We start from the raw sequence: 14,461 nt of genomic DNA, 5'->3' as shown, positions 1-14,461 counted from the left end.
TTGGTTTTCGCCATTATACGCCAGATCGTCCCCCGTTGACCAGCCTTTTTTTTAGAATAAATGAAGTCCGAAAAGACTATAATGAGCATTATTTTAAACACAACGAAACAGAGTACATATGGCGACCGAAAATTTGCACATCTCCATCATCGGATTAGGTTACGTCGGGCTCCCGCTCGCGGCCGCGTTTGCCGAAAAATACCGGGTTGTCGGTTTCGACATCAACCCCAGACGGATCGAAGAGCTCCAAAGCGGTTACGACCGCACCCTCGAACTCGACGAAGCGCAGCTCAAAGCCGCCTCCGAACGTCTGAGCTATACCTGCGACATCCGCGATATCGCCGATGCGAACGTCTACGTCGTCACCGTCCCCACTCCGATCGACGAGAGCAATCGCCCCGATCTTACCCCGCTGATCAAATCGTCCCAGACCGTCGGAAAGGTACTCAAACAAGGGGACATCGTCATTTACGAGAGCACCGTCTACCCGGGCGTGACCGAAGAGGTGTGCGTCCCCGAACTCGAAAAGGTTTCGGGGCTGCGGTTCAACGTCGATTTTTTCTGCGGCTACTCCCCGGAGCGGATCAATCCCGGCGATAAAGAGCATACCGTCAAAAAAATTCTCAAAGTCACCTCGGGAAGCACCCCCGAAATCGCCCGCAAGGTTGACGAGCTCTACCAAAGCGTCATTACCGCCGGGACCTATCTCGCCAGCAGCATCAAGGTCGCCGAAGCTTCCAAGGTGATCGAAAATACCCAGCGCGACGTCAACATCGCCCTCATCAACGAACTCGCCCTGATTTTCGACACGATGGGGATTGATACGAACGAGGTGATCGAGGCGGCCGCCACCAAATGGAATTTCATCAAGCTCAAGCCGGGGCTCGTCGGCGGCCACTGCATCGGGGTCGACCCGTATTACCTCACGTTCAAGGCCGAAGAGCTGGGTTATAAACCCAACCTGATCCTCGGCGCACGCCAGATCAACAACGGGATGGGAAAATACATCGCCGAGAAAACGGTCAAATGCATGATCGATGCGGACAAAAAGATCAAAAATGCCCGCGTCCTGGTACTGGGGGTCACCTTTAAAGAAGACTGCCCCGACCTGCGCAACACCAAAGTCGTCGACATCATCGAGGAGATGAAATCGTACCGGTGCGCGGTCGACGTCTACGACCCCTGGGTCGATCCCGAAGAAGAGAAACACCATTACCGCCACGGCATCATTGCCGACCCGTTCCAAAGCGGCGAACGCTACGACGCGATCATCGTCGCCGTCGGCCACCGGCAGTTCAAGGCCCTCGGGATGGACGATTACCGTTCCATCAGTTCGGGCGAACCGGTCATCATCGACGTCAAAGGGATCGTTCCCGATCCCACGTGGAGGCTGTGACGATGAAAAACTTCGCCCTGATCGGAGCGGCGGGGTACATCGCTCCGCGCCACATGAAGGCGATCAAGGAGACGGGCAACACCCTCATCGCCGCGCTCGACAAATACGACGGGATCGGGATCATGGACAGCCATTTCCCTCAGGCCCATTTTTTTACCGAATTCGAGCGGTTCGACCGCTTCATCGACAAATGGCACCGCGAACACGACAAACGGATCGAGTACATCGCGATCACCACCCCCAATTATCTCCACGACAGCCATATCCGCTTCGCCCTCAAAAGCGGCGCCCACGCTATCTGCGAAAAGCCGCTCGTCCTCAACCCCCACAACCTCGACCAGCTCAGAGTGATCGAGGAGGAGACGGGGAAAAAAGTCTACAACATCCTCCAGCTGCGGCTGCACGATTCGATCATTGCCCTGAAAAACAAGATTTCCAAAGAGCTCGAAGCCGATCCGACCCGAATGTACGACATCGATCTTACCTACCTTACGAGTCGCGGGCGGTGGTATTTCGTCAGCTGGAAAGGCGACGAAGCCAAAAGCGGCGGAATTGCCAGCAACATCGGGGTCCATTTCTTCGACATGCTCAGCTGGATCTTCGGTCCTATCGAGGAGAACCTCGTCCACCTCAAACAGCCTGACGCCAACGCGGGGTACATGAAACTCAAAAACGCCCGGGTACGGTGGTTTCTGAGCGTCAACTACGACTATATCCCCGAAGAGGTCAAAGCCTCGGGGAAAACGACCTACCGCAGCATCACGGTAGACGGAGAGGAGTTCGAGTTCAGCGAAGGGTTCACCGACCTGCACACCACGAGCTACCGCCATATCCTGCAAGGGGGCGGTTTCGGCCTGGAGGAGGCGCGCAACTCGATCAACATCGTCTCGACGATCCGCAAGCTTCCCGCACTGGGGCTGGAAGGGGAATACCACCCTTTTTGCCGGAAGGTACTGGGATAATGGCGCCGTTTTTCGCCCATGAGTCCAGCTACGTCGACGAGAACGTCACCATCGGCGACAACACCAAAATCTGGCATTTCAGCCATATCCTATCGGGAAGCGTCATCGGGGAAAGCTGTTCGTTCGGCCAAAACTGCGTCGTGGGGCCGAAGGTGAAAATCGGCAACGGCGTCAAGGTGCAGAACAACGTCAGCGTGTACGAAGGGGTGGAGTGCGAAGACGACGTATTTCTGGGTCCCAGCATGGTGTTTACCAACGTCGTTAACCCCAGAGCCTTCATCGTCCGTCGCGACGAGTTCAAAAAAACCCTCCTCAAGCGCGGATGCAGCGTCGGGGCCAACGCGACGATCGTCTGCGGCGTCACGATCGGCGAATACGCCCTCATCGGAAGCGGTGCGGTGGTCAACCGCGACGTCAAACCTTACGCCCTGATGGTGGGGGTCCCCGCGAAACAGATCGGATGGGTGAGCCGCGCGGGCAATACCCTGGCTTTCGATGAAAACAACATCGCCGTCGACCCTTTCGACGGCAGCCGCTACCTTCTCGAAAACGACTCCCTGAAGGAACTCGCATGACGATCGATTTCGCCAACCTCCAAAAACACTACCGCCTCTATCAAGAGGAGATCGATGCGGCGGTGCACGCCGTCATGGCCAAATGCAACTTCATCATGGGCGAAGAGGTCGCGCAGCTCGAAAGCGCCCTCGCCTCCTACGTCGGCGTCAAGCACGCCATCACCTGCTCCAGCGGAACCGACGCGCTGCAGCTTGCCCTGATGGGGATCGGCATCGCACCGGGGGATGAAGTAATCACGACCCCTTTCACCTTTATCGCCACCGCCGAGATGATCGCCCACCTGGGGGCCGTCCCCGTCTTCGTCGACATCGACGAAACGACGTACACGATCGACCCTTCGAAAATCGAGGAGAAAATCACCGCCAAAACCCGTGCGATCATCCCCGTCAGCCTCTACGGGCAGACCGCCGATATGGATGAGATCAACGCCATCGCTTCCAAACACGGCCTGGTCGTCATCGAAGATGCGGCGCAGAGCTTCGGGGCGACTTATAAAGGCAAAAAATCGTGTGCCCTGAGCCCGATCGGCTGCACCAGTTTCTTCCCCGCCAAACCGCTGGGATGCTTCGGCGACGGCGGGGCCCTTTTTACCGATGACGACGCGCTGGCCGAAAAGATCCGTTCCCTACGCGTCCATGGCCAGAGCAAGCGTTACCATCACCGCTACATCGGTATCGGCGGCCGGCTCGACACGATCCAGGCGGCGGTGCTGCTGGTCAAGCTCCGCCATTACGAAACCGATCTGGCGCTGCGCCAAGAGGTCGCCCGCAAATACGACGCCGCGCTGAGAGGCAAACATTCCGTTCCCTTCGTCGCTCCCGAACGCACATCGGTCTACGCGCAGTACTCGATCCGGGTCCGTAACCGCGATGCGCTCCAAGAGGAGCTCAAAGGCCGCGGCATCCCCACGGCGGTCCACTACCCGATGCCGCTCCATCTGCAGGAGTGCTTTGCCTATCTTGGGTACCGAAAGGGGGATTTCCCCATCAGCGAAACGGTCGCAAACGAAATCATGAGCCTCCCCATGAACCCGTTTCTCACCGACGCGGAAATCGACTACACGGTAGGTGCGTTATGAATATCCTCTCTCTGATCGGACGGAACAAGGAGCTCTTCGGCAAAGACATTTCCGAGCATGAGGAGGAACTCTCCCGGATCGTCTCTTCCTCGACGTTCCTCGTCATCGGCGGCGCCGGATCGATCGGCCAGGCGGTGACGAAAGAGATTTTCAAGCGCCGTCCGCGCAAACTCCACGTCGTGGACATCAGCGAAAACAACATGGTCGAGCTGGTACGGGACATCCGCAGTTCGTTCGGATACATCGACGGCGATTTCCAGACGTTTGCCCTCGATATCGGCTCGGTCGAATACGACGCGTTCATCGAAGCCGACGGCCGTTACGACTACGTCCTCAACCTCTCGGCCCTCAAACACGTCCGGAGCGAAAAAGACCCGTTCACCCTGATGCGGATGTGCGACGTCAATATTTTCAATACCGACAAAACCCTTCGGCAGTCGATCGCGAAAGGGAGCCGGAAATATTTCTGCGTCTCGACCGACAAAGCGGCCAATCCCGTCAACATGATGGGGGCGAGCAAGCGGATCATGGAGATGTTTTTGATGCGCCGCAGCCTCGAAATGCCGATCTCCACCGCCCGTTTCGCCAACGTCGCCTTCAGCGACGGATCGTTACTCCACGGGTTTAACCAGCGGATCCAGAAACGCCAGCCCATCGTCGCCCCCAACGACATCAAACGCTATTTCGTCACCCCCGAGGAATCGGGCGAATTGTGCCTGATGTCGTGCATCTTCGGCGAAAACCGCGACATCTTTTTCCCGAAACTGAGCGAAGAGCTCCATCTCGTCACATTTGCCGACATCGCGGTAAAATACCTCGAAGCGCTCGGATACGAGCCTTACTTGTGCGCAACCGAAGACGAAGCCAGGGAACTGGCCAAAACACTCCCGGATGAGGGAAAATGGCCCTGCCTTTTCACCGCCAGCGATACGACGGGAGAAAAAGATTTCGAAGAGTTTTTTACCGACAGGGAAACGCTCGACATGAAACGTTTCCACAACCTCGGGGTGATCAAAAACGATCCCCTCTACGAAGAGGCGAAACTGCGCCACTTCACCGAAACGATCGGGAAGATGAAAGCGGGGCGCTCCTGGTCGAAAGAGGAGATCGTCAACCTCTTTTTCGAGATGATCCCCGATTTTGGGCATAAAGAGACCGGGAAATACCTGGACGGGAAAATGTAAATGCAGACGCAAACCGTAGAGTTCATCCGTACCCTGTACCGAAACGAAGGGTTCATCGCGCTCCACGAACCCCGTTTCGGCGGAAACGAAAAAGCGTACCTGAACGAATGCATCGACTCGACGTTCGTCTCCAGCGTCGGGCAGTTCGTTGACCGCTTCGAAACCGAATTCGCCCGTACCGTAGGGGCAAAATATGCCGTCGCGACCGTCAACGGAACCGCTGCACTGCACATCGCGCTTCTCGTGGCGGGAGTGGAACGGGGAGATGAAGTGATCACCCAGCCGCTGACGTTCATCGCGACGGCAAACGCCATCACCTACTGCGGCGCCGATCCCGTTTTCCTCGACGTCGACCGCGATACGATGGGACTGAGTCCGGACGCTCTGAGAGCTTTCCTGGAGGAGGAGTGCTCACGGATCGAGGGTCGGTGCGTCAACCGGACAACCGGAAAAACCATCAAAGCGTGCGTGCCGATGCACACCTTCGGCCATCCCTGCCGCATCGATGAAATCCAAGCGCTCTGCGACGCATGGAACATCGTCCTCGTCGAAGACGCCGCCGAATCGCTCGGCAGCTATTACAAGGAACGCCATACCGGAACTTTCGGCCGCCTCGGTGCGTTCAGCTTCAATGGAAACAAAATCATCACCAGCGGCGGCGGCGGGGTCATCGTCACCGACGACGAAGCGCTCGCCAAGCGGGCCAAGCACATCACGACAACCGCAAAAATTCCCCATCCGTGGGAGTATGCGCACGATGAAGTCGCTTACAACTACCGCCTTCCGAACCTCAATGCCGCACTGTTGTGCGCGCAGCTCGAGCAGCTGGAGGGATTTTTGGAAAACAAACGCGATCTCGCCGAAACCTACCACCGTTTTTTTGCCGGCCTGGGGATCCATTTTGCGGCAGAACCGCCCCACGGACGCTCGAACTACTGGCTCAACGCCATCGTGCTGGAAAATATCGAACAACGGGATGCGTTTTTGGAATACACCAATGCCAACGGCGTCATGACACGGCCGATCTGGAAGCTGATGAACCGCCTCCCGATGTTCGAACACTGCCGATGCGGTGATCTCTCCAACGCCCTCTTTCTGTGCGAAAGGGTGGTCAATCTCCCCAGCAGCGTGCGCCCATGAAACCCGAAATCCTTTTGGTCGGCGGAGGGGGGCACTGCAAAGCCCTCATCGACGTCATCGAATCGGGGGGAGAATACACGATCGCCGGAATCATCGACCGTCCCGAGCTCATCGGGGGAAAACTCCTGGGATACGACGTGATCGGATGCGATGACGACCTGGCGTCTCTCGTTTCGCGCTACCCCAACGCGATCGTCAGCGTAGGGCAGGTGCGAACCCCCGACCTGCGCAAAAAACTCTTCGCGCTGCTCGAACGCGCAGGATACGTCATCCCCTCCATCGTATCGCCGCGGGCCTATGTTTCTCCCCATGCCCGGATTGAACGGGGAAGCGTCGTCATGCACGATGCGCTGATCAACGCCCACGCACGCGTAGGGGCCAACTGCATCATCAATACCAAGGCCCTGATCGAGCACGACTGCCGCGTGGGGGACCACTGTCACGTCTCGACCGGGGCGATCCTCAACGGCGCCACCGTCGTCGGAGAGGGTACTTTCGTCGGGAGTAACGCCGTCTCGAAAGAGGGGGCGTTGATCGCGGAAGCGTCATTCATCAAAGCGGGGAGCATCGTTACATGAGTACTTTCATCATCGCCGAAGCGGGGGTCAACCACAACGGAAGCCTCGAGCTCGCCAAAAAACTGGTCGACGTCGCCGCTCTTGCCGGGGCCGACGCCGTGAAATTCCAGACTTTCAAAGCCGAAAAGCTCGTCGCCAAAAACGCGCAGAAAGCGGACTACCAAAAACAAACGACCGACGCGGCCGAATCGCAGTACGACATGATCAAAAAACTTGAACTGGACGAAGCGGCGCACCGCGAACTCATCCGCTACTGCAACGACAAAAAGATCCGTTTCCTCTCGACCCCCTTCGATCACGAGAGCATCGAGCTGCTGAATGCACTGGGGATGGAGATATTTAAAATCCCCAGCGGGGAGATCACCAACCTCCCCTATCTCCGCCGCATCGGGGAGCTGGGCAAAGAGGTGATCCTCTCGACCGGCATGGCCGATCTGGGTGAAATCGAAGACGCACTGGATGTTTTGAACGCTTCGGGAACTCCAAAAGAAAAAATCACCGTGCTGCACGCGACGACCGAATACCCCTGCCCGATGGGGGAAGTAAACCTAAAAGCGATGGGGACGATCGCTTCGGCGTTCGGGGTGCGCGCGGGCTATTCGGACCACACCAGGGGGATTGAGGTGCCGATTGCGGCGGTGGCAATGGGAGCCTCGGTCATCGAAAAGCATTTTACCCTGGACCGGACGATGGAAGGACCCGATCACAAGGCGAGCCTCGAGCCGGGCGAGCTGTGCGCGATGGTAAGCGCGATCCGCAACATCGAGCAGGCCCTCGGCGACGGGGTCAAAAAACCCTCCCAGAGCGAACGCAAAAACATGGCCGTCGCCCGCAAAAGCATCGTTGCCGCCCGTCCCATCCGCGCGGGGGAGGTTTTTACCTCCGAGAACATCGCCATCAAACGTCCCGGTAACGGGATCAGCCCGATGCGTTACGACGAAGTTGTGGGACAACGCGCGGCCAGAGATTACGATGAGGACGAACCCCTATGAAAAAAATCTGCGTCGTCACCGGGACCCGGGCCGAGTACGGCCTGCTCTACTGGCTTATGAAAGAGATCGAGGCCGATTCCCGGCTGCAGTTGCAGCTTGTCGTCACGGGGATGCATCTGAGCCCCGAGTTCGGTCTCACCTACCGCGACATCGAAAAAGAGTTCGTCATCGACAAAAAAGTCGAAATGCTTCTCTCCAGCGACACCCCCGTAGGGATCTCCAAATCGATGGGACTCGCGCAAATCTCGTTCGCCGAATGTTTTGACGAGCTCAGGCCCGACCTTCTGGTGGTGCTCGGAGACCGCTACGAAATCTTCTGCGCCGCCAGCGCCGCGACGATCGCGAGGATCCCCATCGCCCACCTCCACGGGGGAGAAACGACCGAAGGGGCATACGACGAAGCGATGCGCCACGGCATCACCAAAATGGCCCATCTGCACTTTACGGCGGCCGAACCCTACCGTCGCCGCGTCATCCAGCTCGGAGAACACCCGGACCGCGTCTTCAACGTCGGGGGGATGGGGATCGAAAACATCCGTCGCCTTGCGCTCCTCTCCAAAGAGGCGTTCGAAGAGAGCGTCGGGGTTTCCCTCGCCCCCCGAAACCTCCTTGTGACGTTTCACCCCGCCACCCTCGAAAACGCGACCGCGCAGGAACAGTTCAGCGCTCTCCTGGGTGCCCTTTCGACCCTGGAAGAGACCCGCATCCTCTTTACGAAAGCCAACAGCGACACCGACGGGCGGATCATCAACAAGATGATCGACGATTACGTCGCCGCTCATCCCGACACTTCGGCCGCTTTCGCCTCGCTGGGGCAGCTGCGCTACCTCAGCGCGCTGCAATACGTCGACGGGGTCGTCGGCAACAGCTCGAGCGGACTGATCGAAGCCCCCAGTTTCGGTATCGGAACGATCAATATCGGTGACCGCCAGAAAGGACGGCTCAAAGCCGCCAGCGTCATCGACTGCGCCCCGACCGAAGAATCGATCCTGGATGCCCTTTCCCGGCTCTATTCGGCGCCGTTTCGGGAAACTCTCCGCAGCGTCACGAACCCCTACGGGGAAGGGAACGCGAGCAAACGGATACTTGAAATTCTCCGACAAACCGACTTTTCGGGGCTATTGAAAAAATCGTTTTACGACCTGAAGGAAACGCCATGACACCGATCGACCGAATTAAACTCCTTCCCACGTCGACCGTCCGCGAAGCGCTGCGCCTTATCGACCAGGGAGCCATGCAGATCGCCATCGTCGTCGACGAAAACGACCGCCTTCTGGGCACCCTCACCGACGGCGATATCCGTCGGGGGCTGCTGAACAACCTGACACTCGACGACAAGATTGAGAGCATCGTCTTCAAGACCCCCACCGTCGCGCGACTGACCGACTCCAAAGAGGAGATCCTCCAAAAAGCGCTGAGCAAAAAACTGCGCCAGATGCCCGTCGTGGACGAGGAGAACCGGGTCATCGGGATCCGGGCGATCGAAGAATTGGTCCGCCCCCACCGCAAACCCAACAAGGTCGTTTTGATGGTCGGAGGGCTGGGAACCCGTCTGCGTCCCCTCACCGAAGAGACCCCAAAACCAATGCTCAAAGTGGGGAACAAACCGATTTTGCAGACGATTGTCGAGACGTTCGCTCAATACGGGTTTACCGACATCATCATGTGCGTCAACTACAAATCCGACGTCATCCGCAACTATTTCGGCGACGGCAGCGCGTTCGGCGTGAACATCGAATATCTCCTCGAAGAGGAACGGATGGGGACTGCCGGAGCGCTCAGCCTCCTTTCCCCCCTCCCCGAAGAGCCGTTTTTCGTCATGAACGGCGATCTGCTCACCAACGCCAATTTCGGCCATCTTCTCGATTACCACACCGATCAGGACGCGACAGCCACGATGTGCGTCCGCGAATACGACTTTCAGGTCCCCTACGGCGTCGTGAACGTCGAAGAGAACCGGATCCTCTCGATCGTCGAAAAACCGGTCCACAAATTTTTCGTCAGCGCGGGAATTTACATGCTCAGCCCCAAGGCCCTCGAACGGATTCCGAAAAACCGGTTCTACGACATGCCGACCCTCTTTGAAACCCTGATCGCCGAGGGGGAGAAAACGATCTCCTTCCCGATTCGCGAATACTGGCTCGACATCGGCCGAATGGAAGAATACGAACGCGCCAACGTCGAATATCACGAGTTCTTTTGATGGGGAGAGTCTACACGATCGACTACCTGCGGGGGATACTCGCCCTGCTCGTCATGGTCTACCACTATTCGATCTGGGAAAAACTCTTTACTCCCGATGCCGCATCGGCGCTGACGCGTAACGCCCTGTATGGCGTCTCGCTCTTTTTCATCATCAGCGGTTTTTCGCTGACGCTGAGCTACTATCGAAAATTCGAGCGTTTCGACGCCCCGCTCCTCAAAGACTATTTTTTCAAGCGTTTTGCCCGGATCTATCCCCTCTACTGGCTCGTCGTCGCACTCTTTCTGCTGGCACTTCTCGTGGGGGGGAAAACGCTCCCCCCGATGGAGCAGATCCTTCTGAACCTCACCGTCAGCTTCGTCCTCTTCGGGCACCACACGGGCTTTACGGCGGGGAGCTGGTCGATCGGGATGGAGATCGCGTTTTACCTGCTCCTCCCCCTTGCCCTCTACGCCGTCCGAAAAGCGAAAAAAACGGCTTCGGCCGCACTGTTGATCCTCGCCTTCTCGGCGCTGGGCGTCTCGGCGTTCGGGATGTTCGATTCCCCCGAAACGGCGGAGTACTGGCCCATCTACATGAACCCGGTCAACCACGTCTACTTTTTTCTTTTCGGAATCCTCGGGGGGGTGCTCTACCTCGAAAAAAGCTCCTTTTTTGCGCTTCCGAAACGGACGGTCTGGTTCCTGATCGGCGCAACGGCCCTTACGGCGGTTTTCTACCCGGTCGAGGGGGGCATCGTCGCCCTCATCTACGAGACTGACCGCCTGATCCTCTCGGCGGTCGCACTGATCCTGTTTTACCTGTTTACGGCACTGAACCCGCACGTCGCGCACCAAAGTCCGACGGCAAAAGCGTTCGAGCGGTTCGGCAATATCTCCTACACCCTCTACCTGCTCCACCCCGTCGTTTTTCTCGTCTGCAACGTCGTATGGTTCAATGGCAGCGATATTCCTCCTCAAGCACAGATCGCTTTCATGATCCTCGCAACCCTCGTCGCATCGCATTTCGTTTACGAACGCTACGAACGTCCGCTGACCCGATCCCTGTTATCCCGGAGAGCCCGACATGATTAAGAATCACACCGTTTTGGCCATCATCCCCGCACGCGGCGGGAGCAAACGCCTCCCCCGGAAAAACCTCCTTCCGCTGGGGGGCAAACCGCTCATTGGATGGACGATCGAAGCGGCGATGAAGAGCCGCTACATCGACCGCATCGTGGTCACCAGCGATGATGCGGAAATCCTTGCGATCGCGCAAAGCTACGGGATAGAGGCGCTCCGGCGCCCGGACGACCTCGCGACCGACACCGCCGGAACGTTCGAGACGGTCGAACACGCGATCGGGCACTCCCCGCGCAGCGACTGGATCGTGCTGCTCCAGCCGACCAGCCCGCTGCGCAAAGCGCACCACATCGACGAAGCGCTGGAGAAAGCGGTGGCGAAAAACGCCGACGCCGTCATTTCGGTGTGTGAGAACGACCACAGCCCGCTGTGGAGCAACACCCTTCCCGAGGATGGGGACATGCGCCATTTTCTGCGCGAGGAGGTCCGCAACAAACGGAGCCAGGACCTTGAGAAGTACTACCGGATCAACGGCGCCGTCTACGTCTGCAAAACCGTCCCCCTGCTCGAGCAGAAAAGCTTTTTCCTGAACGCGAACATCTACGCCTATCCGATGGACCGCGAAAGTTCGGTCGACATCGACGAAGAGATCGATTTCAAAATCGCCGGATTGTACCTGTGAGCCTGCGCAGACACATCTTCTCCTATTCGGCGGCCAACATGGTCAATGCCGCACTCCCTTTTTTGCTGCTGCCGCTCCTCACGTCGTACCTGAGCCCCGGCGATTACGGAAAACTCTCGCTGGTGCAGCTTTTGATGAGCCTCTCGTTCCCCTTTATCCTGCTGAACATCCACAGCCTTTTCATCCTGGAATACTCAAAACTCTCCCCGGAGGGGTTCAGCCGGTTCGTTTCGTCGATGATATGGATACCCCTCGGCGCTTTCGCCTTTTTGGAACTTCTTTTCATCCTTTTCCAGACCCCTTTGTCCGCATCGTTCAAGATTCCCTCCGACTGGGTCGTGTGCGTCCCGTTGTTCGCCCTGATGCAATCGATCCCGACGATGCTGCCGGTCATTTTCCAGGCCAAAAAAGAGCCGCTCAACTACGCCAAATTCAAAATCTCCCTGACGCTCGCCAACTTCGCCTTCACCCTCGTATTCGTCGTTTCGCTGGGAATGGGATGGGAAGGGCGCATCCTGGGGATCGCCGCCGCATATGCCCTCTTCACCCTCCTGGGGCTGGCCGTGCTTCGTACCCTGGGCTACCTTCAGTTGTACGTTTCGCGCGACACCCTCAAAGAGGCGCTGCGCTTCGGCATCCCGCTCCTCCCCCATACCCTGGCGGGGATTTTGCTGGCGATGTCGGACAAACTCTTTCTGGCCAACATGATGGGGGTGCGCGAAGTGGGTCTTTACAGCGTCGCGTTTCAGGTCGCGGGGGGGATTTTGATCGTGATGACCTCCGTTAACCAGGCATGGATGCCCCACCTCTACGAACAGCTCAACGCCTCCCCCTCGGCGGGCGCCAAAGCCCTCATCGTCCGCCAAACCTACAAAGTCGCCCTGGCGATGACAGCTTTCACCCTCGTCTTTATCGCCCTTCTCCCTCTGGTGTACCGTTTTTTCATCGGCGGGAACTTCCGGGAGGGGGTCGTCCTTTCGCAGGTTCTCTCGGTCGCGTTCTTGCTCCAGGGGTTTTATTTCATCGTGACCAACTACATTTTTTACGTCAAAAAAACCTACCTCCTCTCGATCGTGACCACCCTCTCGCTCCTGCTGCTGTGGGGTCTGAACTACTTTTTTATCCTCCGCTACGGGGTGATCGGCTCGGCATACGCCCTCGTCTGCGGATACGGAACGATTTTTATCCTCGGATGGTTTTTGGCCCACCGCCTCTATCCCATGCCCTGGGTCTTTTGGAGAAACCATGAACAGCACGTTTAAACGGACCGAACGCGATTACGGCGTCGAAACCCTCCTCTACGGCGGCGAGAGAGTGTGGTCGTACCTGAGAACCTATTATTTCTGGCACAGTATCCGGAACATGACCGACGAATACGCCCTCCAAAACCGCCAAAGCCTCGTCAAAAAAGGGGTTAAAGCCCTGCGCGAAGCGTTCTACGGTTTCGGCAACTGGTTTCACCGCTACGACTACCTCGTTTTTTCCAACACCCAGTCACGCTTCCCCTACCACGGGATCTACCGCGAAAAAGCGTTCGAAGAGCTGATCGGGCTGCTCGGGGAGGAGAAATGTCTCTACATCGACCTCCCCAATCCCCTTCATCTCCCCCGAAACCGGATCTCGACGAAACGGATCGTCTCAAAACGGCTCCTCGATCTCGTCGCGGGGCTGCTCCTCCTCGCCGCAAAACGGTTCGGGCCGAGCATCGAGATCCCGCTGCTCGATACGATCAACCGCGACAACGCCACCGCGTTCGACTACGCCTCCTTCATCCGTGCGTTCAACGTCCGCAAAAGGGTCTACCGCCTCCTCTTCGCCCTCTACCGCCCCAAAGCGATCTTTGTGAGCTGCTACGACAGCGACCAGGCGATCCTCAAGGCGGCATCGGAGCGGGGAATCAAAACCATCGAAGCGCAACATTCCGCCATCGGCCCCGAACATTTCGCCTATAACCTGCTCAAGCCCCTCGACCCTTCCTATTTTCCCGACGTCCTCCTCGCCTTCGGGGAATACGACCGGCGCGAGCTCGAAAATACCCCCAACAACCCCATCGCGCGAATCTACCCGGTCGGCCGCTACCAGCTCGAGCTCATCGCCCGCGAACCGATCCCCGAAGAGCTCCTCGACCTCGGGGACAAATACCGCCTGAGGGTCTCCGTCTCGACCCAGTACACGGTCGAAAAAGAGCTCGCCCTTTTCATCCGCGACCTCGCCCGCATCCACCGCGACATCGCGTTTATGTTCTCGCTGCGGCATTTCGGTCGCGATTATTACGAAGAATTCGGCATGGGACCCAACGTCTACCTGTTCAAAGACGAATATTCGTGTTACGATGTCATGCGCGCTTCGGACATCCACATGACCTGCTATTCGACCTGCGCCCAGGAGGCGCTGTTTTTCGGCAAAATCGCGATCCTGGCCGACATCGACGCTCTGGCGACGAAATTCATGGGCGACATGAAAAGCCCGAATATCCGGATTGTCCGCGATGCGCAAGAGTTTGCGGCAGCGGCGGAATCCCCCTTCGGGGAGGAAACCTCGCCCCTTTGGACGACGCCGCACACAAAACGGCTTGAAGCCTTCATCCAACACGAAATACGGAATTGACC

General features: G+C 57.7%; 14 protein-coding genes. All 14 read left to right on the top strand.

The window, feature by feature from the left end; all coding sequences use genetic code 11:
- The first annotated feature begins 118 nt into the window (after nt 1-118).
- Genes AB1763_03655 through AB1763_03590 form a run of 14 tightly spaced genes read left to right on the top strand, consistent with a single transcriptional unit; the run spans nt 119 to nt 14,459 of the window.
- A complete protein-coding gene (locus AB1763_03655; protein ID MEW5831912.1) occupies nt 119-1,396 on the top strand; it encodes a nucleotide sugar dehydrogenase in 1,278 nt (425 codons plus the stop codon).
- Nucleotides 1,397-1,398: 2 nt separating this feature from the next.
- Nucleotides 1,399-2,358, top strand: a complete 960-nt coding sequence (locus AB1763_03650; protein MEW5831911.1) for a Gfo/Idh/MocA family oxidoreductase — start codon at nt 1,399-1,401, stop codon at nt 2,356-2,358.
- Nucleotides 2,358-2,933, top strand: coding sequence for an acyltransferase (locus AB1763_03645; GenBank protein ID MEW5831910.1), 576 nt, complete (start codon nt 2,358-2,360; stop codon nt 2,931-2,933). The genes AB1763_03650 and AB1763_03645 overlap by 1 nt, the downstream gene beginning before the upstream one ends.
- Complete coding sequence (locus AB1763_03640; protein ID MEW5831909.1) at nt 2,930-4,012, top strand: DegT/DnrJ/EryC1/StrS family aminotransferase; 1,083 nt, start codon at nt 2,930-2,932, stop codon at nt 4,010-4,012. The genes AB1763_03645 and AB1763_03640 overlap by 4 nt, the downstream gene beginning before the upstream one ends.
- Nucleotides 4,009-5,196 (top strand): UDP-N-acetylglucosamine 4,6-dehydratase, encoded by a 1,188-nt coding sequence (locus AB1763_03635; GenBank protein MEW5831908.1) that lies wholly within the window; start codon nt 4,009-4,011, stop codon nt 5,194-5,196. Before AB1763_03640 ends, AB1763_03635 begins: the two co-directional genes overlap by 4 nt.
- Nucleotides 5,197-6,336 (top strand): LegC family aminotransferase, encoded by a 1,140-nt coding sequence (locus tag AB1763_03630; protein ID MEW5831907.1) that lies wholly within the window; start codon nt 5,197-5,199, stop codon nt 6,334-6,336.
- Nucleotides 6,333-6,914 (top strand): NeuD/PglB/VioB family sugar acetyltransferase, encoded by a 582-nt coding sequence (locus AB1763_03625; GenBank protein ID MEW5831906.1) that lies wholly within the window; start codon nt 6,333-6,335, stop codon nt 6,912-6,914. Before AB1763_03630 ends, AB1763_03625 begins: the two co-directional genes overlap by 4 nt.
- Entirely contained in the window at nt 6,911-7,906 is a 996-nt protein-coding gene (gene neuB / locus AB1763_03620) for an N-acetylneuraminate synthase (protein ID MEW5831905.1), read from the top strand. Before AB1763_03625 ends, neuB begins: the two co-directional genes overlap by 4 nt.
- Nucleotides 7,903-9,066 (top strand): UDP-N-acetylglucosamine 2-epimerase, encoded by a 1,164-nt coding sequence (neuC, locus tag AB1763_03615; protein ID MEW5831904.1) that lies wholly within the window; start codon nt 7,903-7,905, stop codon nt 9,064-9,066. Before neuB ends, neuC begins: the two co-directional genes overlap by 4 nt.
- On the top strand, nt 9,063-10,109 hold the full coding sequence (locus AB1763_03610; GenBank protein MEW5831903.1) for a nucleotidyltransferase family protein: 1,047 nt from the start codon (nt 9,063-9,065) through the stop codon (nt 10,107-10,109). The genes neuC and AB1763_03610 overlap by 4 nt, the downstream gene beginning before the upstream one ends.
- Nucleotides 10,109-11,182, top strand: a complete 1,074-nt coding sequence (locus AB1763_03605) for an acyltransferase (protein MEW5831902.1) — start codon at nt 10,109-10,111, stop codon at nt 11,180-11,182. The genes AB1763_03610 and AB1763_03605 overlap by 1 nt, the downstream gene beginning before the upstream one ends.
- The gene (locus AB1763_03600; GenBank protein ID MEW5831901.1) at nt 11,175-11,852 is read left to right on the top strand and encodes an acylneuraminate cytidylyltransferase family protein; all 678 of its coding nucleotides are present in this window, start codon (nt 11,175-11,177) and stop codon (nt 11,850-11,852) included. Before AB1763_03605 ends, AB1763_03600 begins: the two co-directional genes overlap by 8 nt.
- Nucleotides 11,849-13,114, top strand: coding sequence for an oligosaccharide flippase family protein (locus AB1763_03595; protein ID MEW5831900.1), 1,266 nt, complete (start codon nt 11,849-11,851; stop codon nt 13,112-13,114). Before AB1763_03600 ends, AB1763_03595 begins: the two co-directional genes overlap by 4 nt.
- Nucleotides 13,098-14,459 carry a hypothetical protein gene (locus AB1763_03590; GenBank protein ID MEW5831899.1) on the top strand — a complete coding sequence of 454 codons (1,362 nt, stop codon included), beginning with the start codon at nt 13,098-13,100 and terminating at the stop codon, nt 14,457-14,459. Before AB1763_03595 ends, AB1763_03590 begins: the two co-directional genes overlap by 17 nt.
- The last annotated feature ends 2 nt before the right edge of the window (nt 14,460-14,461 follow it).

The organism is Campylobacterota bacterium, from assembly GCA_040752835.1.
GTDB lineage: Bacteria > Campylobacterota > Campylobacteria > Campylobacterales > Sulfurimonadaceae > Sulfuricurvum.
The sequence above is the reverse complement of the archived record's forward strand: the minus strand, read 5'-3'. Positions and strand labels throughout refer to the sequence as shown.

Bases quoted from the DNA above. Each gene is read 5' to 3' on its own strand.
- AB1763_03630 (MEW5831907.1), top strand. From the start codon at position 5,197: ATGCAGACGCAAACCGTAGAGTTCATCCGTACCCTGTACCGAAACGAA.
- AB1763_03650 (MEW5831911.1), top strand. From the start codon at position 1,399: ATGAAAAACTTCGCCCTGATCGGAGCGGCGGGGTACATCGCTCCGCGC.
- AB1763_03635 (MEW5831908.1), top strand. From the start codon at position 4,009: ATGAATATCCTCTCTCTGATCGGACGGAACAAGGAGCTCTTCGGCAAA.
- neuC (MEW5831904.1), top strand. From the start codon at position 7,903: ATGAAAAAAATCTGCGTCGTCACCGGGACCCGGGCCGAGTACGGCCTG.
- AB1763_03625 (MEW5831906.1), top strand. From the start codon at position 6,333: ATGAAACCCGAAATCCTTTTGGTCGGCGGAGGGGGGCACTGCAAAGCC.
- AB1763_03600 (MEW5831901.1), top strand. From the start codon at position 11,175: ATGATTAAGAATCACACCGTTTTGGCCATCATCCCCGCACGCGGCGGG.
- AB1763_03655 (MEW5831912.1), top strand. From the start codon at position 119: ATGGCGACCGAAAATTTGCACATCTCCATCATCGGATTAGGTTACGTC.
- AB1763_03640 (MEW5831909.1), top strand. From the start codon at position 2,930: ATGACGATCGATTTCGCCAACCTCCAAAAACACTACCGCCTCTATCAA.
- AB1763_03605 (MEW5831902.1), top strand. From the start codon at position 10,109: ATGGGGAGAGTCTACACGATCGACTACCTGCGGGGGATACTCGCCCTG.
- AB1763_03610 (MEW5831903.1), top strand. From the start codon at position 9,063: ATGACACCGATCGACCGAATTAAACTCCTTCCCACGTCGACCGTCCGC.
- neuB (MEW5831905.1), top strand. From the start codon at position 6,911: ATGAGTACTTTCATCATCGCCGAAGCGGGGGTCAACCACAACGGAAGC.
- AB1763_03590 (MEW5831899.1), top strand. From the start codon at position 13,098: ATGAACAGCACGTTTAAACGGACCGAACGCGATTACGGCGTCGAAACC.
- AB1763_03645 (MEW5831910.1), top strand. From the start codon at position 2,358: ATGGCGCCGTTTTTCGCCCATGAGTCCAGCTACGTCGACGAGAACGTC.